We start from the raw sequence: 22,369 nt of genomic DNA on the forward strand, positions 1-22,369 counted from the left end.
CCGAGTGGTGGGGCAAAGCCTTTTGCTTCCTTTTTGGCGTTTGAAAAAGGGAGTCGCTGTAAGAGCGAAACCATAAGCCGCCGTTACCGCAGCAATGGATATGTACTCCCAAAAACTCTCCCCCAGGCTTTAACGCGGCATGGATCAACGTCGGTAGTCACAGATTAACGGACAGGCTTAGGTGTAATGGAGCAAGGGATTGCGCCACGGCCTTTCTACCCCATTTTGACGATGTGCCCACGCAACTCCCTGCGTACAACTGCAGCGTATTGATTTCTTCGGAGGTAGACGCTGTGAAACAAGCCCCCCCTTATGTTCCCGGTCATCAATTGCTGGTCGGCAAGTCGGTGCTGATCACCGCTGCCGCGGGTGCCGGTATCGGTTATTCGGCGGCCCGGCGCAGTGCCGAGGAAGGTTGTCGGGCGTTGATGATTTCCGATGTGCATCCGCGGCGCCTGGAGGAAGCGGTGGAGCGGCTCAAGGCTGAGACTGGCCTGCAGGCGATTTATGGCCAGTTGTGCAATGTCACCGTCGAAGACGAAGTCCAGGCCCTGGTGACGGCGGCCGAAGAGGCGCTGGGCGGGGTCGATGTGCTGATCAACAACGCGGGCCTGGGTGGTCAGAAACGCGTGGTGGAGATGAGCGACGAAGAATGGCTTCGGGTGCTGGACGTGACCTTGACCGGCACCTTCCGCATGACCCGGGCGATGTTGCCGCACATGCAACGCCGTGGCGCCGGGGCCATCGTCAACAACGCCTCGGTGCTCGGCTGGCGGGCACAGAAGGAACAGGCCCATTACGCCGCTGCCAAGGCCGGAGTAATGGCCCTGACTCGCTGCAGCGCCCTGGAAGCTGCCGAGTTCGGCGTGCGCATCAACGCGGTTTCACCGTCGATTGCCTTGCACGATTTTCTCAAGAAAGCCTCCAGCGAAGAGTTGCTCGCCAGCCTGGCGGGGCGCGAGGCGTTCGGTCGCGCTGCCGAAGTCTGGGAAGTGGCCAACGTGATGATGTTCCTGGCCAGCGACTATGCCTCCTACATGGTGGGCGAAGTGTTGTCCGTCAGTTCACAACAAGCTTGAGGATGGGCGCATGAGTCACGTTTTCAGCAGTGCCCAGGCGTTGCTTGCGGCCGAGGGCCTGGACCTGGGCCACACCGAATGGCTGACCATCAGCCAGCAGCGCATCGATCTGTTCGCCGAAGCCACCAGCGATCACCAGTGGATTCACGTCGACCCGGTGCGCGCCGCCAGTGGCCCGTTTGGTGCCTGCATTGCCCACGGCTACCTGACCCAATCGCTGGCGAACCTGTTCATGCCGCAGTTGCTGATCATTGAAAACATGGCGATGGGGGTCAACTACGGCAGCGACCGGGTGCGCTTCCCGGCGCCGGTCAAGGTCGACTCGCGGGTGCGGGGCAGCGGCCAGATCATCCGCGCCGAACCACTGGGCGATGCCGTGCAACTGACGGTGCGCATCACCGTTGAAGTCGAAGGCCAGGCCCGTCCCGGCTGCGTGATCGACACCATCAGCCGCTACACCTTCAACCCCATTTGCGAGTGAGTACCCATGGACCTGAATGAAGTCGTCATCGTCGCCACCGCCCGTACCGCGCTGGCCAAGTCGTTTCGCGGATCGTTCAACGATACCGAGGCCCCGGTGCTGGGCGGTCATGTGGTGCACGCGGTGGTCGAACGCGCCGGCATCGAGCCTGCCGATGTAGAGGATGTGATCATGGGCGCGTCGGTGCAGCAAGGCACCCAGGGCTTCAACATCGGTCGGCTCTGCGCCTACACCGGCGGTTTGCCGGACAGCGTGCCGGGCATGGCCGTGGACCGCATGTGCGCCTCAGGCCTGATGAGCATCGGCATGGCCGCCAAGGGCATCATGACCGGCGAGATGAGCATCGCCATCGGCGGCGGCGTGGAGTCCCTGTCGCTGACCCAGACCAAACACAAGAACGCCTATCGCGCCCGATCCGAAGCGGTGCTGCAGGTGATGCCCAGCGCCTATATCCCGATGATCGAGACCGCTGAGATCGTGTCGCGCCGCTATGGCATCAGCCGCGCCGCCCAGGATGAGTATTCGCTGCAGAGCCAGCTGCGCACCGCCGCCGCGCAGCGAGACGGCTTGTTCGACGATGAGATCGTCGGCCTGAGCGTGGATAAATTACTGTTCGCCGATGGCCAGCCCAATGGCCATGAACGCGTGCAGGTGGTCAAGGACGAGTGCAACCGTCCCAATACGCGCCTGGAAGACCTGGCGGCATTGAAACCGGTGTGGAAGGACGGCAGCTGGATCGAGCAGGGCGAGTTCGTCACGGCCGGCAACGCCTCGCAATTCTCCGACGGTGCCGCCGCCAGCCTGCTGATGAGCCGGGCCGAAGCCAAGCGCCGCGGGTTGACGCCACTGGGCATCTACCGCGGTATTGCCGTGGGTGGTTGTGCGCCGGAGGAAATGGGCATCGGCCCGGTGATCGCCATTCCCAAGCTGCTCAAGCGCTTTGGCTTGAGCGTGAAGGACATCGGCCTGTGGGAGATCAACGAGGCTTTTGCCAGCCAGGTGCTGCATTGCCGCGATGCGCTGCAGATCCCGGCAGAGCGCCTGAACGTCAACGGCGGGGCGATTGCCATTGGTCACCCGTTTGGCATGTCCGGCGCGCGGATGGTCGGCCACGCGTTGCTCGAGGGACGGCGGCGCGGTGTGCGTTATGTAGTGGTTGCCATGTGCATCGGTGGTGGCATGGGCGCCGCCGGCCTGTTCGAGCTGCCATGAGGCCAGCGGGACACCGACGTTCTGTCGATTAAATCCATGGGGGCCCGCCAGCCGGGTCCTCTGCTGGGGAATGGTTATGCAAAGTTGTGTGCCCAATGCACAGGTCCTGGCGCAAATGGGCCTGGACTTGGCCGAGTACGAACGGATTATTGGCAACATCTACGATTCGGCGATGGACACCCGCTGCCTGAACGAGTCTTTGCGCGAGTTGAGAACCTTGTTCAAGGCCAATTTCGTGACCTTGATTTTGCGGGTCCAGGATGAGCCGTTGTTGTCGCCCATGGTGGTGGCGGGCGATGTCGAACTCGGGGAGGGCGGTATCAACCATTATGCCTACTACGCCAAATCCACTCTGTTCGACGGCCTGCCCACCGATACGGTGTTCACCGTCGATGAACTGATGAGCGATGCCGAATGGTCCAGTTCGGCGTTCTACCTGCTGTTTTGCCAACCCCACGATTGCTACCACATGCTCGGTGCCGATATCCGCATGCCGGATGGCGGCACGGTGCGCTTGCGGATCAATCGACCCCAGGGGCACCCGGCTTTCAGCGCCCTTGAACGGGCCCTGTGCGCGATGCTGTTACCGCATTTGCGCCGGGCCCTGCACATGCATTCGCTGCTCGATCGCAGTGAGTCGCTGGGCAGCCTGTATTCGCAGACGATCAGCCGCCTGGCGGTGGCGACTTTCGTGCTCGATGAAACCGGCAGTGTGCTGCAACTCAACCCCGTGGCCAGGGAGATTCTCGACAGCCAGGACGGCCTCAAGGTGGTGGGCGGGCGGCTGGAAGCGACTTACCCCAGTGATAATCGCGAGTTGGCGCGCCTGGTGCGCAATGCTTTCCAGCGCGCCAAACAGGGCGTGGGCAAGGGCGTGCAGGTGGCGGAGGCGACGTCGATATCCCGCCCCTCGGGTCAGGTCAGCCTGGGGGTGGTGGTGGAGTTGATCCCGTCCCAGGAACTGCTCGAAGGTAACGGCAAGCCCACGGTGGTGGTGTATGTGCGCGATGCGGTAAGCAAGTCGCTGGTGAGCACGGTGCTGACTTCGCAACTGTACAACCTGACCCCGGCGGAAACCACGCTGGCCCTGGAACTGGCCAACGGCCTGTCGCTGGAGGAAGCCTCGGAAATCCTCAATATCCGCCGCAACACCGCCCGCGCCCATCTGCGTTCGATCTTCTCCAAGACCGGCGTGCGGCGCCAGACCGAACTGGTGCGGATCATGCTCAACAGCGTGGTGGCCCTGGGGGCACCGCAGCCGGTGGTGAACCCGGCCAGTGCCAAAACGCGTTAGTCCGTGCGGACGATGCTGTCGGGTTCCTCGCCTGTCGATACTGGGCAACCGTTGCGAACGTGAATAAGGAGAATAAAAATGAACGGCAGTAATCAGTCCCCAAGCTGGGCCTTGGCGTTGTTGTTGGGATGCTGTGCCATCGGCACGGTGCATGCCGCGCCAGAGGACGTCGAGCGCCTGGGCAAGGACTTGACGTGCCTGGGCGCGGAAAAGGCCGGTAATGCCGACGGCAGCATTCCACCGTTCAGCGGCAAATGGCTGGGCGCTCCACCCCACGTCGATTTCAAGGGCACCGGCAACCACCCGGTAGACCCGTACCCGGACGACAAGCCGCTGTTCGTGGTGACCGCGCAGAACATCGGCCAATACAATGACTACTTGTCCGATGGGCAGAAAGCCCTGTTCAAACTGTACCCGGCCACCTACAAAATACCGGTTTACCCCACGCGCCGGGATTTTCGCTTCAACGACGCGGTCTGCCAGGCCACCAAAGAGAACGCCAAGGTGGCGCGGCTGGTCGATGATGGCGAAGGGGTGGTCGGCAAGACCGGCGGCACCGCTTTCCCGGTGCCGCGTAGCGGCCTGGAACTGTTGAAGAATGCCTCGACCTTTACCTTGCGGGCCTGGACCGAGGAGTACATCTCCGACAACGCCTACGTACTCAAGGACGGCAACATCAACTGGGGCCGCGTGCATTCGCGCAACCTGGCGCCAGGGCTCGAACCGGACAAGATTGGGGATACCACTGGCAACTCGTCGTTTTATCTCAATGAAACCCTGCTGCCGCAACGGGACAAGGGTGAGATCAACACCGGCACCGAATTCTGGAACGACAAGACTGAACCGCGCCAGTCCTGGCGCTACGATCCGGGTACCCGCCGCGTGCGTCAGTCACCGGGGTATGGCTTCGACATGTCGTTCCCGGGCAGCGGTGGTTCCATCACCGTCGACGAGGTACGCCTGTTCAACGGTTCGGGGCAACGTTATGACTGGAAGATCGTCGGCAAGCGCGAGATGTTCATTCCCTACAATACCTACCGCCTGCATGCCGCCAACCTCAAGTATGCCAACCTGCTGACTCCCGGCCACATCAACCCGGATGCCATGCGTTTTGAGCGCCATCGGGTCTGGGAGCTGGAAGGCACGCTCAAGCCGGGCTTCCGCCATCTGTATGGCAAACGCAAGCTGTACATCGACGAAGACACCTGGTTCCCGATGCTCGCCGACAACTACGACAACCGTGGCGAGCTGTGGCGCACTTCGATGGTCAACTATTTCTACGCCTACGAAAGCCAGCGGCCGCAAGCGGGCGTGGGCCTGTACTACGACCTCAATGCCGGCAGCTACCTGGCATTCAACCTGATCAACGAACAGCGCAACGGCTACCTGTTGAACAAAACCGGTTTCAGCCCCCGGGACTTCGGCCCGGAGGCCGCTCGCCGCTTCGGCCAGTAACCACCCGGCGTGGCGCCCGTGGAGACAGGGGCGCCCATTGAGAGTGGCTCGCGTTTGATCTAGTCCAACTGAAGGATGTTCTCCCGGCAAGGCTGCTCAATGATGCTTGCCATGGGATCACCCTGATTTTCTTGGGGGCATAGCCTGCCCCGAAGTCTGTAATCGAGGAACAATAACAATGACGAAACTCGCTGAACTCAACATCGAGAACGCCCAGCGTACCCACCGTTACGCGCGCGGCTGGCACTGCCTGGGCAATGCCAGCGATTACCGTGATGGCAAGCCCCACACCCTGGAAATCTTCGGCACCCGCCTGGTGGCCTTTGCCGACAGCCAGGGCACCATCAGCATCCTGGATGCCTATTGCCCGCACATGGGCGCCGACCTGTCCCAGGGCACCGTCGAGAACGACAGGCTGGTTTGCCCGTTCCACCACTGGAAGTACGACACCGGTGGTAAATGCGTGGAGATCCCTTACTGCAAGCGCATTCCACCCAAGGCCAAGACCCGCAGTTGGTTGAGCTGCGAGGAAAACAACCTGCTGTTCGTCTGGAACAACCCCGAAGGCCGTGCGCCGAAAGACGGCGTGGTCATTCCGCACCTGCCCGAAATGGACGATCCGGACTGGATTCATGACTGGAACATCGACACCATGCACATCGAAACCAACCCACGGGAGTTGGTCGATAACCTGGTGGATGCCCAGCACTTCGGGCCGGTGCACGGTACGCCGACCAAGTACTTCGCCAACGTATTCGAAGGGCACATCGGCCATCAGATTTTCCATGGCGACTCCGAGCGCCTGGGCGGCGACCTGATCGCGCCATCGGCCTACTACGGCCCGGCGACCCACTTCACCCATATCAGCTCGATGTTCGGCGATGTGCGCATCCACGCCATCCTGCTTAACAGCCACGTGCCGGTGACGCCAAACAGCTTCGACCTGCGCTTTGGTTGCATGGTCAAGAGGGTGCCGGGCTGGACCGAAGAGCAGAACCAGGAAGTGGCCAGGGCCTATGTCCAGGGCAACCGCGATTCGTTCTATCAGGACGTGGTGATCTGGAAGCACAAGATCCGCATCGACAAGCCAGTGCTGGCCGAAACCGACGGCCCGGTCTATCAGTTGCGCGAGTGGTACGAGCAGTTCTTCACCGACGAGGACGACGTGCCCGCGTTCATGGCCGAGCGTCGCGAGTTCATCACGGTGGACGAGCGCTGACAGAGCAACAGGGCGCCTTGCCGAGAACCCCATCCGTCGCGGAAAGGCGCCGTTCCCAAGGCACTGCTAACGCAGTTTCGATTCAAAGGTCATGAGAGCACAGACAATGAAAATAAAAAGTCTTCTCGCCTACTACATCCCTTTTTTGGTCCTGTTTTTCCTGGTGTTTACCGTACTGTTTTCCGTGCCGCCGGAACCGGCCAGCGTCAAGGCCTGCAAGCGCTACGCGAGCTGTGTGGCCATGAGTTCGAGCGCCCCCAACTGGATCAATTTTCGCTAGGGGAACTGATCGAGGCGTCAGCTTCGGCAGCCAGTTTCAATCGGTCGGCCTTGCTGATGTATTTAGGCTTTTTCGGCGCCAGTTTGGCGCTGGCCTTTTTGGCCTTCTCCTTGAACAACTGCTTCAGCTTTTTCTGACGGTTCATGTTTTTCCACCTGGCTTGTAAGTTCTTCAATGATATCAGCGTCGCCCTTGCCTTGCCCTCGTTCTTCGCCTGTAGGAGCGAGGCTTGCCCGCGAACCAGGCGCTGTGGTGTATCAGTAATACCGCGTTATCGTGCTTTGCCGCCCGCTGGCTCCTACAGGCCACAGTGGCTATTGCAAATCACCCTGCGCACGCATGACAATGCGAGTAATTATCACTCGCGAATTATTCCATCGTCATGTCCGCCAACGATTTATCCCTGCGCAACGCTGTCAATGACCTGTATTGCGACCATCACGGTTGGCTCAAGGGCTGGCTGCGCAAGCGTCTGGGCAATGCTTTCGATGCGGCGGACCTGGCGCAGGACACGTTCGTTCGGGTCATCAAGGCGCGAAACGCGCTGGAGATTCGCGAGCCACGGCCCTACCTGTCGATGATCGCCAAGGGCTTGCTGATCGATCTGTTTCGCCGCCGTTCGCTGGAACAGTCCTACCTGGAAGCCTTGGCCGCCATGCCCGAATGGCAGCAACCTTCATTGGAGGAACAGGCGATCCTGTTGCAAGCCCTGATGGAAATCGACCGCCTGCTTCAAGGATTGGGGACCAAGGTCAAGCAGGCGTTCATCCTGTCGCAGTTCGACGGGCTGACCTACCCGCAGATCGCCGAGCGCTTGAACATCAGCACGCGCACAGTCAACAACTACATGGCCAAGGCCATGGAGCATTGCTGTTTGATGCAGATTCGGCTGCAACTGGCGTGAGCCTTTCGCCCGCTGAGTTGAAGGCGATTGGCGCCGCTGCCCGGTGGTATGCCCGACTTCGGTCGGATATCGCCACCGATGCGGATCTGGCAGCCTGGAAAGACTGGCTGGCTTGCGACCCTGACCATCGCCAAGCCTGGCAGCGAATGCTCGACGTGGGCGAGCAGATGGCCAGTGTGCCGGGCTCATTGGCTGCGCCAGCCTTGCGTGGCGCTGATCGATCCCGGCGCCAGGTATTGCGCAGTGTGCTGGTGCTCGTGTCAGCCGGTTCGCTGGGCGGGCTGGGCTGGTACAGCGAGACCTCGCGCAACCTGTTTGCCGATTTTCGCACCGCAGTGGGTGAGCGCCGTGAGTTTCGTTTGGCCGATGGCAGCGCGTTGCTACTTAACACCGATACGTCGGTCAACCTTCGCTTCGACGGTCGTCACCGTGTACTCGACCTGTTGCGGGGCGAGATACGAGTGACAACCGCGGTCGATCCCTTGCAGCGGCCGTTCAAGGTGCTCACTCGTCATGCAGAAGTGTTGGCGCTCGGCACGCGTTTTATCGTCCGCTGCGATGAGCAGGGCGCTGGCGTGGCGGTAATCGAGAAGGCCGTCGAGGTCCGTTCGGCTGGCGCTGGCTCGACGGTGCGTGTGGAAGCCGGCCAGTCCCTGGACTTCGATGGCCGCTCATTGGGCGTTGTACGGCGCAACGATGCTTCGGTCGGTGCCTGGCAACAGGGAAGCATCATCGCCATCAATCGTCCCCTGGCCGAGTTGCTGGACGACCTTTCGCGCTACCGCCCAGGTGTACTGCGCTGCGATCCGCGAATTGCCCAACTGAAAGTCTCCGGCGCTTTTCCCATTGATGACACTGACCTGGCGCTGGCTGCGCTGGAGAGTGGTTTCGCGCTACAGGTCACTCGGTACAGCCGGTATTGGGTCGATGTGTCGTCGCCTGCCACCACGCTTTCATAGTGAGTTGAAAAAGTTTGTCAGCGTTTTGCACTATTGATGCACATCGTTCGGCTCATCCCTCAATGAGTTTTTACAGATCGTCTTTGGGGGAGGGGAAGCATGTTTCGGGTGTACAAGCCGGGTCGTTTGGCGGCCGCAGTAAAGTTCGGGCTATTGGCGGCAACAACGGCGGGTGTCTGGTCAAGCGTAGCGTTGGCGGTGCAGCTACCGGCGCAACAGCAAAACTCGGTCAAGTCCTTTGACATCGCTGGCGGCAGCCTGACTGAAGTCCTCAGTCATTTCGCCAGCGCGGCGGGTGCTGCGCTTTCGTTCGATGCGCGACAAACCGATGGCTTGAAATCTCCAGGGCTCCAGGGAGCGTTTGGTGTCAGCGAAGGGTTTGCGCGGATTCTGGCGGGTAGCGGACTGCAGGCCGAACCGCAGGCTAACGGTACGTATGTGCTGCGGCCGGTTCCGCAAGTCGGTTCGGCGCTGGAACTGGGCGCGACCAACATCAATGGCCAGGTGCTGGGCGCGACCACCGAAAACAGCGGCTCGTACACCACCGGAGCGGTCACCATCGGCAAGGGTGAGCACTCGCTCAGGGAAACGCCGCAATCGGTCACGGTGATGACGCGCAAGATGCTCGATGACCAGAACCTGAACACCATCGACCAGGTCATGGAAAAGACCCCGGGCATCACCGTCTACGACTCGACCATGGGCGGCAAGTACTTCTACTCGCGCGGGTTCCGGATGTCGGGCCAGTATCAGTACGACGGTGTGCCCCTGGACATGGGCAACCTGTATGTCCAGGCCGACAGTTTCAGCGGTGACATGGCGTATTACGACCGGGTGGAAATTCTGCGCGGCGCCGCGGGCATGATGAAGGGCGCGGGTGGCACCGCCGGCGGGGTGAACTTCGTGCGCAAACGCGGCCAGGCTGCCGCGCACACGGACATCACGCTGTCCGGTGGCAGCTGGGACAACTATCGCGGACAGGTCGATACCGGTGGCCCGCTGAACGAATCCGGCACCTTGCGCGGCCGGGCGGTGGTCGCGGAGCAGAGCCGGCACTATTTCGTCGACGACGCCAGTCGCAAGGACCAGGTGTATTACGGCGCGCTGGACCTTGACCTGAGCCCCGACACCACGCTCGGCCTGGGGGTTGCCTATGAAGACGTGGATGCCAGCCCTTGCTGGGGAGGCCTGCCGCGTTACAAGGACCGCAGCGACTTGAAGCTCAGCCGCTCGACCTGCCTCGATCCTGCGTGGAACACCTGGCGTAGCCAGCGCACCACGGTCTTCAGCGACCTGAGTCACCCGCTCAACGACGACTGGGCCTTGAAGGTCGCCAGTGTCTATACAAAAAACACCCAGGACATCAAGTACGCATTCGCTTCCGGCGCCGTGACGCCCGGCACCGATACCACCGGCATGCTGGGCAGCATGTACGATTACGATCAGGTTGATTACGGCCTGGATGCCTACGTCGACGGCAAGTTCGACGCGTTCGGTCAACGCCATGAACTGGTGGTGGGTTTCAATGCCAGCCGTTCGAAAAAGAACGACTTCTACTCGGTGGCGTTCCTGCCGCAGCGCCAGAATGTGTTCAACCCCGACAAGTATATTCCGGAGCCGGATGACAGCTACTTCATCGACAATTCATCTCGCGGCGGTCCGGTCGACTCAGTCACCAGGCAGAAGGGCATTTACTCGACACTGCGCTTGAAACTGGCTGATCCACTGACCGTTGTCGTTGGCGGCCGGGTGAGCTGGTACAACTCCGATACCGACTACGACTTCATCAACACAGGCACTTCGGAGCACGCCAGCACCACAGAGACCGGGCAAGTGACGCCGTTTGCCGGTGTGCTGCTGGACCTGAACGAGAACCTGACCGCCTACGCCAGCTATTCGGAAATCTTTACCCCGCAAGGCAATTACCGCTCAGAAGACGGTGCTGCGCTCAAGCCGCTCGTGGGCCAGAGCTATGAGCTGGGGATCAAGGGCGCCTGGTACGACGGTCGACTGAACAGCGCCTTCAACCTGTTCCGCACGATCCAGAAGGACCAGGCGCAGACTGACTACAACTCGTCCTGCCCGTCGTCCGACGGCTACTGCTACGTCAATGCTGGCAAGGTTCGCGCCCAGGGTTTCGAAGCCGAGATCAGCGGTGAAGTCATTGAGCGCCTGCAAGTGCTGGCGGGTTACACCTATACCCAGACCAAGACGCTCGACGATATCGACACCAGCCTGAACGGCGCAGCGTTCAACAGTTATGTGCCGCGGCATATGTTGCGGATGTGGGGCGATTACGCCCTGAGTGGCTCGCTTGAGCGATTCACCCTGGGTGCAGGGGTCAACGCGCAAAGCGATAACTTCCGTGTTTCACCTTCAAGTGGTGAGAAAATCAGCCAGTCAGGCTATGCGATCTGGAACGGCCGCATCGGCTACCGCATCGACGACACCTGGTCGGTCGCGCTCAACGGCAACAACCTGTTCGACAAGCGCTACTACGCCACCATCGGCACTGAGACGTTCGGCAACTACTACGGTGATCCACGCAACTTCATGTTGTCGGTCAAGGCGAGTTTCTAACGCCGGCAGATGCCGCAATCGTGCAGTCGATGCAGGAAAAGCCCGGGTCGCAAGAACCGGGCTTTTCGATGGGCGTACAGGCCTACACCCTAAGTTGTGAGCCCTGCCGACCGGCGGTCTTACGCCACAGTTGCCGCGCGCTTGCGGCCATTCCAAAGCACCTCGAAACCACCCCCAAGGCAGCGTATGGCGCCGCCTGCCAGCTTTCGATAATCGCCTCCGACACCTCGTCCCAGTCGCGGAGCGCGCCATGCACAACAATAAGAACTTCACGCATCGTTTTTTACCGGCCTTGATCGCCAGCCTGTCTGCCCTCGGCATGAGTGCCACGGCCGAAGCCGAAATCATGCTGTACGACAAGGACCAGACCACGTTCTCCACCGACGGCTACATCAACGCCTTCTATGTGAACAGCGATGTCGACCGCGAAGGGGATCAGTACGACCGCCGTCAATCGCGGGTGAAAATGGGCTTCCTGCCCAACTACCTGGGCTTCAACATGGGCAAGCAGGTCGATGATCTCAAGCTGGGTGCCCGTGCCTCGTTCTGGGTCACCATCAACGACAGTGAAACCAATGGCACCGACACTGCCATCGATGTGCGGCAGTTCTACGGCACCGTGGCCAACCCCGAGTGGGGGGAAGTGCTGATCGGCAAGGACTTCGGCCTGTTCGCCCGCTCCAACATCCTGCTCGATGAGCTGCTCGCCGGCTACGGCCAGGTCAGCGATACCCTGGGGCTGGTGGATGGTGGCGGGGTGTCGTTCGGCAACATCGGCACCGGTTATCCCTATCCGTTCCCGACCTCGCAGATCACCTACCGCACGCCGGTGATGGATGGACTGCGCGTGGCGGTGGGAATCATGGACCCGGTGGACACCAATGACAGCAGCCCGACCGGCAAGGCCTACCAGGAAAATCCGCGCACCGAGAGCGAGATCACCTATCAGTTCGACCTCGCCGGGGCGAAGATCTACAGCTGGGTCAACGGCAGCTACCAGACCTCGGACAATACCGATTCCAGCGTCGACACCGTCACCTCCAAAGGCGTCGGTTATGGCGTGCAGGCAAAAATGGGTGGCTTGTCCCTGACCGGGTCGGGCTTCCAGGCCAAGGGCATCAACCCGTTTTTCACCAACAACGCCGGCGAACCGACCCTGCGCAACGTCGACAGTGACGGGTACCTGTTGCAGGGCTCCTACAAACTGGGCAAGAACCGCCTGGCCTTGTCCTACGGCAAGACCAATGACGATGGCAACGGCGTGGTCGGCAGTGGCGCGGACTACGAGACCCGCGGCATCGCGCTGTTCCATGACGTGAACGACAACCTCAAGCTGGTGGCCGAGTACAACCAGTTCGAAATCAACGGGCATGACAGCAGTGCGCAGAACGAAGACACCGATACCGTTGCAGTCGGCGCGGTGTTGACCTGGTAGTGGCTACGTGACTATCCACTGTGGGAGCGAGCCTGCTCGCGAATTCGGTGTCTCAGGCAACATCATTATTGACTGCAAGAGAGCATTCGCGAGCAGGCTCGCTCCCACAAGGATTTAACTATCTGCTGGATCTGCGGCACAAGTCTCATCCCATTGAAGCGCCTACCTGCTACCCAAGTAGCATTCGTGGCACTCGGCTGGCTTCGTACACTCGTGCCTCACACACACGCACCTGCGAGGGGCGACGATGCAGCAGGTCCAGAACGAAGGGATCGTCAGTGCGATGTCCCAGGCCACCGATCCGCAGCAGGTGGCGCAGGAGCTGGCGCGGCAGTTGCTGCATCCGCACCTGGGCTTCGTGCTGTTTTTCTGTTCCGCCGAGTACGATTTGCAGGGGTTGGGCCAGGCGTTGCAGCAAGGCTTCGGCGGCATACGCCTGGCGGGTTGCACCAGCGCCGGGGAAATCACTGCGCAGGGATATGGGCGCAATTGCGTGACGGCGGTGGGTTTTGATCATCGGTACTTTTCCATCGCCCTGGAACTGATCGACGAGATGGAGCACTTCAGCCTGATCGACGCTCAGCAGATGGTCGAGCGCCTGGTCAACGGCTGTCGCAGCAACACCCTGGCACCCATCAAGGGCAACAGCTTTGCCCTGACGTTGCTTGATGGCCTGTCCAGCCGCGAAGAAATGGTCCTGGCCGCCTTGAGTGCGGCGCTGGGCGACATCCCGCACTTTGGCGGCTCGGCCGGAGACGACAACTACCTGACCCACACCCATGTCTACTCAGGCGGCGGTTTCCACAGCGGCGCGGCGGTGGTGGTGCTGGTCAATACCTGGCTGGACTTTGAAGTGTTCACCACCCACCACATTCTGCCGCGAGCGGAGAAACTGGTGGTCACCGGCGCGGACAGCGCCTCGCGGCGGGTCTTCGAACTCAACGCCGAGCCGGCCGCCGCCGAGTACGCCCGGCACATCGGCGTGCCGGTGGGCCAACTCGACCACCGGGTCTTCGCCGCGCACCCGTTGGCGGTGCGGATCAACGAGCAGTATTACGTGCGCGCCATCCAACAGGTTCATCCGGACCTGAGCCTGAGTTTTTACTGCGCGGTGGAGAACGGCATCGTGCTCACCGCCATGACCCCGGGCCCGCTGCTGCCGAATCTGCAGAGCCTGTTCGACGGCTTGCAGCAACGGCTCGGCGATCTGTTGCTGACCATTGGTTGTGACTGTTTCCTCAGGCGCCTGGAGTTGGAGGACAACGGCAGCCTGGAGCAGATCGGCAGTTTTTTGCGCGAACAGCGGGTGATGGGGTTCAACTCCTACGGAGAACAGTTCAATGGCATGCACATCAACCAGACCTTCACCGGCGTTGCCATTGCCCGCGGCCGGTCCCGTGGACAGCGCTGAACTGCGGGCGCAAATCGCCGTCCTGCAAAACGACAATCAGAAACTGCAACGCATCAATGCGGCGCTGATCGAGCGCATCGAGTCCGGCATCACCCGCGGCAACGATCCGTACGCCGCCTTCCAGCATTCGGTGGTGCTGGCCGAGCAGGTGCGTGAACGCACCGATGCCTTGAACCAGGCCATGGCCGAACTCAAGGCGGGCAATCATTTGCTCAGCGACGCGCGCCTGCGTGCCGAAACGGCCCATCAACACCTGATCGATGCCATCGAGAGCATTTCCGATGCCTTCGTGCTGTTCGATGCCGAGCAGCGCATTGTCCTGTTCAACAGCCGCTTCAAGGCGTTCTGGAGCAACAGCCGGGTACGGATCAATGCCGGCATGCGTTTGACCGAGGTCAAGCGCCTGATGCTCAACAATGGGTTGTTTACCGAAGAGCCTCGCGGGCATGCCGACGAAAACCTGCTGTACCGCCTGCAGGACGGTCGCTGGCTGCAAGTCAGCGAACGGCCGACCCAGGAAGGTGGGCGGGTGATCCTGTTTACCGACATCACCGACGTTAAGCTCAGCGAGACCGTTCGCCGGGAACAGGCGGTGGCGCAAAAGTCGCACTTGCTGCAACGGGCGGTCGACAACCTGTCCCAAGGGGTGGCGATGGTCAATGCCGAGGGCATTCTCGAACTGTGGAACCGGCGCTTCCTCGAGCTCAGCGGCTTGGCACCGGTGGCCGCCCATCGGCCCTTTGCCGAAGTCATCGCCGACAGCGAACTGACCCTGCTCACCCCGGCCAGTCGCGGTCCGAATGGGCGCCCCGTGCAGGAGTGCGAACAACGCCTGTGCGATGGCCGGGTCCTGGAAATCCGCACCCATCCGTTGCCCACCGGCGGTTTCGTCAACACCTTCACCGACATCACCGAACGCTACCAGCACGCCGAAGCCCTGAGCGAAAGCGAGCGCTGGATTCGCTTGATCACCGACCATGTGCCGGCATTGATCGCCTACCTCAATGCCGATCTGGTCTACGAGTTCACCAATAAGGTCTACGAAGAATGGTACTGCTGGCCGCGCGGCGTGATGCTCGGCCAGAGCCTGCGCGAAGTGCACAGCGAGCAGCATTACCAGCGCCTGGAGTCCTACGTGGCCCGAGCGCTGGCCGGGGAGAGCGTGACCTTCGAATTCGCCGAGACCAACGTCAACAACCAGGAGCGCTACATGTTGCGCTCCTATGTGCCCAATCGCCTGGCCAGCGGCGAGGTGGTGGGGATCTTCGTGTTGATCCGCGACATTACCGAGCGCCGCCGTACCGCCGAGGCGCTGCACCAGGCTTATCAGAATCTCGAACTGCGGGTGCGTGAGCGCACCGCCGAACTGACCCACCTCAACGACCAGTTGCTGCGCGAAATCGAAGAACGCCGCCGGGTCGAATCGCGCTTGCGTGAGGCCAAGCTGGAAGCGGAACAGGCCAACCTGTCGAAAACCAAGTTTCTCGCCGCCGTCAGTCACGACCTGCTGCAACCGCTGAATGCCGCGCGGTTGTTCACCAGTGCCTTGCTGGAGCGACGCGAGCCGATTGCCAACGAGAACCTGGTGCGCAATGTCAGCAACTCACTGGAAGATGTGGAGAGCCTGTTGGGCACCCTGGTGGATATTTCCAAGCTCGATGCCGGTGTGATCAAGGCCGATGTTGCGCCGTTCGCCTTGAGCGAACTGCTGGAAAACCTCGCCGCCGAATACACCCAGGTGGCGCGCAGCGAAGGCCTGCAACTGCATTTCATCGCCTGTTCGGCCCTGGTACGCAGCGACATCCAGTTGCTGGCGCGCATCCTGCGCAATCTGTTGAGCAACGCTATTCGTTATACCTACAGCGGTCGCGTGGTGCTGGGTTGTCGGCGTCATGAGCAAAGCCTGTCGATTCAGGTCTGGGACAGCGGGATGGGCATCGCTGAAAATCGCCTGGAAGAAATCTTCCAGGAGTTCAAACGCGGTGATGTGCAACGCCCGGATCAGGACCGTGGCCTGGGCCTTGGCCTGGCGATTGTCGAGAAAATCGCCGGCATTCTCGGCCACCGCATTCACGTGCGTTCGTGGCCTGGCCGGGGCTCGATGTTTTCAGTGGAAGTGCCGATCAGCGCCACCGCACCCAAGCCATTGCCGAACCTGCTGATGAGCGAGCCGATGCTCGAACGGCTGCGCGGCGCGCGGGTCTGGGTGCTGGACAACGACGCGACCATTTGCGCCGGGATGCGCACGTTGCTGGAAGGATGGGGGTGTCGCGTGGTGACGGCATTGTCGGAAGAGGACTTGGCACGGCAGGTGGACAACTACCATGCCGGCGCCGACCTGTTGATTGCCGACTATCACCTGGACAATGACCAGAACGGCGTCGATGCCGTCGCGCGGATCAATGCTCGCCGCGCTTGTGCGATCCCGGCCATGATGATCACCGCCAACTACAGCAATGAACTCAAACAGCAGATCCGCGAACTGGGCCATACCCTGATGCACAAACCGGTGCGGCCGATGAAGCTGAAGGCGGCGATGAGTCATCTGCTCGCAAGGCCTTGAGGTCTGATCGTTCCCACGCTCTGCGTGGGAATGCAGCCCGGGACGCTCCGCGTCCCTTTAAGAGCCGAACGCGGAGCGTCCGTTGAGGCATTCCCACGCAGAGCGTGGGAACGATCAGGTCACCGGCGCAGATAAGATCCGAAATCGATATCCCCGGCACTCAGGATCGCCTGCACGCGGTTGTGCACGTTGAGCTTGCGCAGGATCGCCGAGACGTGGGCCTTCACCGTGGTTTCGGCGATTTCCAGGGTATAGGCGATCTGTTTGTTCGATTCGCCCTTGGTCATGCGCTCCAGGACCTGCAGTTGCTTGCGGGTCAGGGCCTGGAGCAGTTCCGGCGGGAAGCTCGGGGCATCGTTCATCCGCCGGTGCGTGCTGCTTTTTGCGGTGCGGATGATGTCCGGCGGCAGGTAGACATTGCCGTTGAGGATCTGCTGGATCGCTTCGGTCATCTGCGCACGGGGCGAGGATTTGGTGATGAAACCCACCGCGCCGTAAGTGATGGCTTGCAGGACGATCTGTTTGTCCTGCTCGGCGGAGACGATGACCACGGGAATGGTCGGCGCTTCGTTGCGCAGGTTGATCAGGCCATTGAGCCCGTGCATGCCGGGCATGTTCAGGTCGAGCAGGATAAGGTCCAGGTCATCGTGTTCCTGGGTCAGCGCGAGGGCACTGTCGAGGTCGGCGGTCTCCATCACCTCGCTACCGGCAAAGCCATCGCTGATGACGTTGTGTATGGCTTCGCGAAACAGCGGGTGATCGTCGGCAATCAGAATTTTGTACATGGCCTTTCACCTCATTATTTTGATTATGGTGTGGCAACAACACGCACGCGTAAAGCTCAGGGAAAGGGTTCGGGCTGGGCTGGCGTGACCGGCAGCCTGGCAGCCTGCCAGGCGTCGAGGCCATCGCGATACCAATACAGTGATTTATAGCCCAGGCTGGCCGCGCGTTTGACCGCATTCCAGCTCAACCAGCAATCGGAGCGGCAGTAGAAGACCAGCGGTTGCGTCGGGTTGCCGGCCGTCAGTTTTTTCAGGTTGTCGGCGAAATACGCCTGCCACTGCGGCGTCAGCTCCCCGTCGCCCGTGTTGGCCAGCCAATGGCTGCCGGGCAGGTTTTCGTGGAGTTGGTCTTCGATGAAGCGGCCTTGCAGCCATTGGCGGCGGTAGACGTCGATCAGCACCGGGCGCGGGTCCTGTTCAAGCAGATTTTGCAGGATGGGTGTATCGATGATGGTCGCGTCCTGCATCACGTCCGGCGTAGGGCTGCGGTACAGGTCGATGCGATAGCCGTCATGGGAAAACAGCGGGGTTTGGGCGTGTACACCGCCCAGCCACAGGCTCAGCGACAACGCAGCGAGTGTGGGACGCAACAGGTGACGTCGGGCACGCGGCATGGGGTAGGTCCTTATAGTTATGAACCCATTACATGCCAGTCGCGCTGCGTTGGGAATGCGACGATAGACAGGTAAAACCAGTACTAAAGTAGTAAGTTTTCTGTGGCGAGGGGATGATCAGGGAGTGTCAGCTGGATTTGCGCAGGGCCGCGTGTTGTGGGTTGAAGGTGAGCACGGCGAGCAGGGCGAACAGCAGGGTCAACCCTACGCACACCGCCAGCGCCAGCGGATTGAATCGTTCGTACAAGGCAAAGCGCACCAGCTCCACCGCATGGCTGAACGGGTTCACCGCGCATAGCCAGTACAACCACTCGCTGGCTTCGCGCATTTTCCACAGCGGATACAGCGCTGAAGACAGGAAAAACAGCGGGAAGATCACGAAGTTCATTACCCCGGCGAAGTTCTCCAATTGGCGGATCGCGTTCGACAGCAACAGGCCCAGTGCGCTGAGCATCAACGCCACCAGCAACAGCGCCGGCAGGGCAACCAGCAAACCCATGGCTGGCGGTCGCACGCCGTAGAGCCAGGCGATCGCCAGGAAGGCATAGACCTGCAGCAGCGAGATCAGCGAGGTGGCCAGCAGCTTGCTGCACAGCAGGAAGGTTCGGGGCAGGGGGCTGGTAAGCAGTACGCGCATGCTGCCCATCTCGCGGTCATAGACCATCGACAGTGACCCTTGCATGCCGTTGAACAGCAGGATCATGCAGGCCAGTCCCGGGATGATGTAGACCTCATACGGAATGTAGGTGTCGTAGGGTTCGATGATGGCGATTCCCAGTGCCGCGCGAAACCCCGCGGCGAACACCAATAACCACAGCAACGGCCGCACCAGGGCGCTGAGAAACCGCGTGCGTTGCAGTACGAAGCGCAGCCACTCGCGCAGGACGATACCGCGCAAGCATTGCCAGTAGGCGTTCATTGGGCAGCTCCTGGAGTGGTCAGGCGAGTGAAGGCCGAGCCTAGGTCGCCACCGTATTCCAGGCTCAGTGCGTCGGCCTGTCCGCTGGCTACCAGGCGGCCCTGGTGAAGGATCAACAAGTCATCGCCGGGCTGCACTTCGTCGAGCAGATGAGTGGTCCAGAGCACGCTGATGTGCTGCTCGTGGCACAGCGTGCGAATGTGCAGGTTGAGCGCCAGGCGACTGGCCGGATCGAGGCCGGCGCTGGCTTCGTCGAGCAGCAACAGGCGCGGTTCATGCAACAGCGCGCGGGCGATTTCCACCCGGCGGCGATGGCCGCCATTGAGTTCGCGCACCCGTTCGCCACGGCGCTCGTCCAGGGCCTGGCGAGCCAGTTCCGCATCGACCCGCAAGCCGGTCTCGCGGCGGGACAAGCCATGCAGCGCTGCGTGATAACGTAGGTTCTGCTCGACGCTCAGGTCCAGGTCCAGGGTGCTTTGCTGGAACACCACACCCAGCTGTTTCAGCGCCGGACGCGGGGCGCTGCGCAATGAACAGCCGCCGACCCGGATATCGCCGTGCTGCAGGTCATAGAGGCGGGTGAGCAAAGCGATCAGGGTTGATTTGCCGGCGCCGTTAGGCCCCAGCAGCGCGGCGAAACGCCCGGGTGCGAGGCTGAAATTCACCTGGCGCAAGGCCTCCCGAGGCCCGTAGGCAAAACTCAGGTCGCTGACTTCCAGGGCGTTCATGGGGTCACCACCACGCCCCAGGGATAACGTCCGACCTTCACCGATTTGCTGACCTTGAGGTTGTCGACATCGATCACCGAGACATCGCCGCTGACGCCATTGGTGGCGAGCAACTGCTTTTGATCGGGGGTGAAAGCCAGTTGCCAGACACGTCGGCCCACCAGCAGGTAATCGAGGATCTCGAAAGTCTTGGCGTCGACGACCGCCACGTGGTTGGCCGGCCCCAGGGCAACGAAGGCGTACTTGCCGTCGGCGCTGAGCTTGATGCCCACCGGCTGCACTTTGTCCGGGTGCACGCCCTTGATCTGGAAGTTCAGGGTCTTGAGGATGTTGCGGTGGGCGACGTCGAGAATCGTCACCGTGCCACCGATCTCCGCCGAGGCCCAGAGCTGCGAACCGTCGTTGTTGAATTCGACGAAGCGCGGCCTTTGATCCACCAGCGTGCTGTCGGCCAGGGTCTGGGTGCTGGTGTCGATCCAGTGCAGCATGTTGGTGGTTTCGCTGGTGTTGACCGCCCACTTGCCGTCAGGGCTGACGGCCATGCCTTCAGGCTCGACACCGACGTTGATCTGCCCGAGGACCTTGGACGTCTCGGTGTCGATCACCGTGACCAGCGCATCGTCTTCGTTGGAGACGTACAGCCAGCGATTGTTAGGGTGCAGGGCGAATTGCTCGGGGTCTTTACCCGAGGGCAGTTCCTTGATGATCTTGCGGGTGGCCACGTCCATCACCTGGACCCGGTCCGAGTCGCTGGCGCAGATGTACAGCAACTTGTTGTCATGGGACAGCAACAGGCCACGGGGGCGCTGGCCGACAGCGAGGGTGTCGGTGACTTGCAGGGTCTGCATGTCGATCAGGCTCAGGCTGTTGTCCTTTTCATTGGAGACCCAGGCGGTGCTGGCGGCGGCATGGCCCGTGGCGAGCAGCAGGGCGCAGGAAATCAGAGTGCGGCGCATGGCAGTTTCCTTGTTGTAGTTGTTGTATTCAGGGAAAGCGGCAACTGACCTCGGGCTTGTCGTAACCCAGGCTGTCCATCTCGTTGAAGGGGTGCAGGAAGCCGTCCTGGGGTGAGGTGCTGACCAGGGCCCGCGGCTGCACGATCGGAATCGGTTGGCGCAGTTGGCCGTTCCACGGGCGGTAACTGAGCTTGCGTCCCTTGAAACCGTCCAGCGGCAATTGATCGCTGATTTCCAGGTCGCGGATGGCCATCGGCTCGGTTTGCCGCGACTTGCTGACGGCGCTGGCGATGCTGCGCACGGCGATCCAGGCCGCAAAGTCACGGTCATTCATCCAGCGCCCGGCCAAGGCTTCGAAGCGTTTCTGTAGTTGTGCGGCGCCATAGGTTTCCACGGTCTTGTGCCAACCCACCGGGGTCAGGCCCTGGGTACCGGCAACCGGCCGCGGGTACCAGGTCTGGTACGGCACGTACTCACCGAAATCACCGCGCTCATCGGCCACCAGCACCACGTCGTATTCGGCGGTCTGGGTGAACAGCGGCATGTCGGCCTGGGCGCTGCGCCGTTGATCGTTATCGAAGCTCCAGGGTTTTTCCGCCACCAGTTGCAAGCCAAAGCGCTTGGCCGCGCGGCGCAGGGCCGCGGCATAGGCTTGATCGTCGCCGGTCGGGCCAACGATCAGCAGCGCCCGCTGCCATTTGCGCACTACCAGAAATTGCGCCAACGCGTCGGCGAGCATCGCCCGGCTCGGCAGGCTGTGTAGCACGTTGGGCAAGCAATCGGTGCTGCGCAGGCTGTCGTCGGGGCTGCCGGCATTGAACAGAAGGCTATCGGGCAGCGCTGCACTAAGTTGGCGCAGGCTGCTGGCAGGTGCGTTCACCACGAACAGGCGCAGGCCTTGGTCGTGCTGGTTTTTTGCGGCGCTGAGCAAGGCTTCGGGACTGTCGACGCTGGCGCTGACCAGGCTGTAGGCGTGCTTGAGAAAACGCCCGGTGCTGTTGCTGTCGGTGATCGCCAGTTCGGCGCCGCGCAACCCGGCGTCGCTGGGTTCGGGGATGACGTTCGACAGCAGCGGGCCAGGGTCCGGGCGATAGCCCAGGTAGCCGATCCGTACCTGCAACGGCGCGTCCGCCGCCTGGCTTTGGGTGACCAGCCCGGCGGCGCAGGCAATCGCCAGCAGGTAGATCAGGGCGTAAGGGGCAAGCTGGCGCATAGGGCACTCCATTACAGGTAGCGCCAGCATAGGAAGCCCATGCCGCCGGGGAAATATGCAGAAAGTACCAAGCAGCCAGTACCAAGGTAGTAGCCCGCGCCGGGCGGCGCGGTTTTAGCATGATCAACAACGGCCACTGCTCTGGAGGGGATTGACCATGCGTATCGTCAAGGCACTGCTCCTGCCGTTTTTGCTGATCCTGACCCTGATCGGCGTCGACCGGCTCCACGGCTCGCGTCCCGTGGAGTTGCAGGTCATGCCCGCGACACCGGGGCGCTAGGC

Annotated in this window: 21 protein-coding genes; 14 read left to right on the forward strand and 7 right to left on the reverse strand. The window is 61.5% G+C overall.

Annotation, left to right across the window (positions count from 1 at the left end):
• The first annotated feature begins 293 nt into the window (after positions 1–293).
• The 7 genes from AC3WWR_RS25450 to AC3WWR_RS25480 all read left to right on the forward strand — a co-directional run bounded on the left by AC3WWR_RS25450 (position 294) and on the right by AC3WWR_RS25480 (position 7,020).
• A complete protein-coding gene (locus AC3WWR_RS25450) occupies positions 294–1,079 on the forward strand; it encodes an SDR family oxidoreductase (RefSeq protein WP_020801040.1) in 786 nt (261 codons plus the stop codon).
• A 10-nt stretch (positions 1,080–1,089) separates the two neighbouring features.
• Complete coding sequence (locus tag AC3WWR_RS25455) at positions 1,090–1,560, forward strand: MaoC family dehydratase (protein WP_020801039.1); 471 nt, start codon at positions 1,090–1,092, stop codon at positions 1,558–1,560.
• 6 nt (positions 1,561–1,566) lie between these two features.
• Positions 1,567–2,772: an acetyl-CoA C-acyltransferase gene (locus tag AC3WWR_RS25460; protein ID WP_492599177.1), complete on the forward strand. Its 1,206-nt coding sequence runs from the start codon at positions 1,567–1,569 to the stop codon at positions 2,770–2,772.
• Between the two features lie 76 nt (positions 2,773–2,848).
• Positions 2,849–4,066 (forward strand): helix-turn-helix transcriptional regulator, encoded by a 1,218-nt coding sequence (locus AC3WWR_RS25465; protein ID WP_020801037.1) that lies wholly within the window; start codon positions 2,849–2,851, stop codon positions 4,064–4,066.
• A 78-nt stretch (positions 4,067–4,144) separates the two neighbouring features.
• Positions 4,145–5,521, forward strand: a complete 1,377-nt coding sequence (locus AC3WWR_RS25470; RefSeq protein ID WP_492599178.1) for a DUF1329 domain-containing protein — start codon at positions 4,145–4,147, stop codon at positions 5,519–5,521.
• A 178-nt stretch (positions 5,522–5,699) separates the two neighbouring features.
• Positions 5,700–6,740: a 3-ketosteroid-9-alpha-monooxygenase, oxygenase component gene (locus AC3WWR_RS25475; protein WP_492599179.1), complete on the forward strand. Its 1,041-nt coding sequence runs from the start codon at positions 5,700–5,702 to the stop codon at positions 6,738–6,740.
• Between the two features lie 106 nt (positions 6,741–6,846).
• Entirely contained in the window at positions 6,847–7,020 is a 174-nt protein-coding gene (locus AC3WWR_RS25480; RefSeq protein WP_020801033.1) for a hypothetical protein, read from the forward strand.
• Here AC3WWR_RS25480 and AC3WWR_RS25485 read toward each other — a convergent pair.
• Positions 7,007–7,165, reverse strand: coding sequence for a DUF2986 domain-containing protein (locus AC3WWR_RS25485; protein WP_020801032.1), 159 nt, complete (start codon positions 7,163–7,165; stop codon positions 7,007–7,009). The genes AC3WWR_RS25480 and AC3WWR_RS25485 overlap by 14 nt on opposite strands.
• A 237-nt stretch (positions 7,166–7,402) precedes the next feature.
• On the opposite strand from AC3WWR_RS25485, the gene AC3WWR_RS25490 reads away from it, so the two are divergent.
• The 6 genes from AC3WWR_RS25490 (at position 7,403) to nahK (ending at position 16,872) form a co-directional block, all read left to right on the forward strand.
• Complete coding sequence (locus tag AC3WWR_RS25490) at positions 7,403–7,924, forward strand: sigma-70 family RNA polymerase sigma factor (protein WP_020801031.1); 522 nt, start codon at positions 7,403–7,405, stop codon at positions 7,922–7,924.
• Positions 7,921–8,883 (forward strand): FecR domain-containing protein, encoded by a 963-nt coding sequence (locus tag AC3WWR_RS25495; RefSeq protein ID WP_033042267.1) that lies wholly within the window; start codon positions 7,921–7,923, stop codon positions 8,881–8,883. The genes AC3WWR_RS25490 and AC3WWR_RS25495 overlap by 4 nt, the downstream gene beginning before the upstream one ends.
• A gap of 99 nt (positions 8,884–8,982) precedes the next feature.
• Positions 8,983–11,463 carry a TonB-dependent siderophore receptor gene (locus AC3WWR_RS25500; RefSeq protein ID WP_492599180.1) on the forward strand — a complete coding sequence of 827 codons (2,481 nt, stop codon included), beginning with the start codon at positions 8,983–8,985 and terminating at the stop codon, positions 11,461–11,463.
• Between the two features lie 250 nt (positions 11,464–11,713).
• A complete protein-coding gene (locus tag AC3WWR_RS25505; RefSeq protein ID WP_020801028.1) occupies positions 11,714–12,898 on the forward strand; it encodes a porin in 1,185 nt (394 codons plus the stop codon).
• A gap of 247 nt (positions 12,899–13,145) precedes the next feature.
• Positions 13,146–14,309 (forward strand): nitric oxide-sensing protein NosP, encoded by a 1,164-nt coding sequence (gene nosP / locus AC3WWR_RS25510; RefSeq protein WP_020801027.1) that lies wholly within the window; start codon positions 13,146–13,148, stop codon positions 14,307–14,309.
• Positions 14,239–16,872 carry a hybrid sensor histidine kinase/response regulator NahK/ErcS' gene (gene nahK / locus AC3WWR_RS25515; RefSeq protein WP_454866160.1) on the forward strand — a complete coding sequence of 878 codons (2,634 nt, stop codon included), beginning with the start codon at positions 14,239–14,241 and terminating at the stop codon, positions 16,870–16,872. The genes nosP and nahK overlap by 71 nt, the downstream gene beginning before the upstream one ends.
• A gap of 119 nt (positions 16,873–16,991) precedes the next feature.
• Here the strand turns inward: nahK and AC3WWR_RS25520 are convergent, their stop codons facing one another.
• The 6 genes from AC3WWR_RS25520 to AC3WWR_RS25545 form a co-directional block, all read right to left on the reverse strand.
• Positions 16,992–17,657, reverse strand: a complete 666-nt coding sequence (locus AC3WWR_RS25520) for a response regulator transcription factor (RefSeq protein ID WP_008056546.1) — start codon at positions 17,655–17,657, stop codon at positions 16,992–16,994.
• A gap of 56 nt (positions 17,658–17,713) precedes the next feature.
• Positions 17,714–18,271, reverse strand: a complete 558-nt coding sequence (locus AC3WWR_RS25525) for a PQQ-dependent catabolism-associated CXXCW motif protein (RefSeq protein WP_033044204.1) — start codon at positions 18,269–18,271, stop codon at positions 17,714–17,716.
• A 127-nt stretch (positions 18,272–18,398) separates the two neighbouring features.
• Positions 18,399–19,190, reverse strand: a complete 792-nt coding sequence (locus tag AC3WWR_RS25530; RefSeq protein ID WP_020800562.1) for an ABC transporter permease — start codon at positions 19,188–19,190, stop codon at positions 18,399–18,401.
• Positions 19,187–19,918 (reverse strand): ABC transporter ATP-binding protein, encoded by a 732-nt coding sequence (locus AC3WWR_RS25535; RefSeq protein ID WP_020800563.1) that lies wholly within the window; start codon positions 19,916–19,918, stop codon positions 19,187–19,189. Before AC3WWR_RS25535 ends, AC3WWR_RS25530 begins: the two co-directional genes overlap by 4 nt.
• Positions 19,915–20,874, reverse strand: coding sequence for a YVTN family beta-propeller repeat protein (locus AC3WWR_RS25540; RefSeq protein WP_020800564.1), 960 nt, complete (start codon positions 20,872–20,874; stop codon positions 19,915–19,917). The genes AC3WWR_RS25535 and AC3WWR_RS25540 overlap by 4 nt, the downstream gene beginning before the upstream one ends.
• Before the next feature lie 28 nt (positions 20,875–20,902).
• Positions 20,903–22,087: an ABC transporter substrate-binding protein gene (locus AC3WWR_RS25545; protein WP_033044199.1), complete on the reverse strand. Its 1,185-nt coding sequence runs from the start codon at positions 22,085–22,087 to the stop codon at positions 20,903–20,905.
• Between the two features lie 157 nt (positions 22,088–22,244).
• Between AC3WWR_RS25545 and AC3WWR_RS25550 the strand changes: the two genes are divergently transcribed.
• On the forward strand, positions 22,245–22,367 hold the full coding sequence (locus tag AC3WWR_RS25550; protein WP_492599181.1) for a hypothetical protein: 123 nt from the start codon (positions 22,245–22,247) through the stop codon (positions 22,365–22,367).
• The last annotated feature ends 2 nt before the right edge of the window (positions 22,368–22,369 follow it).

The organism is Pseudomonas sp. EB271-G4-1, from assembly GCF_058791355.1.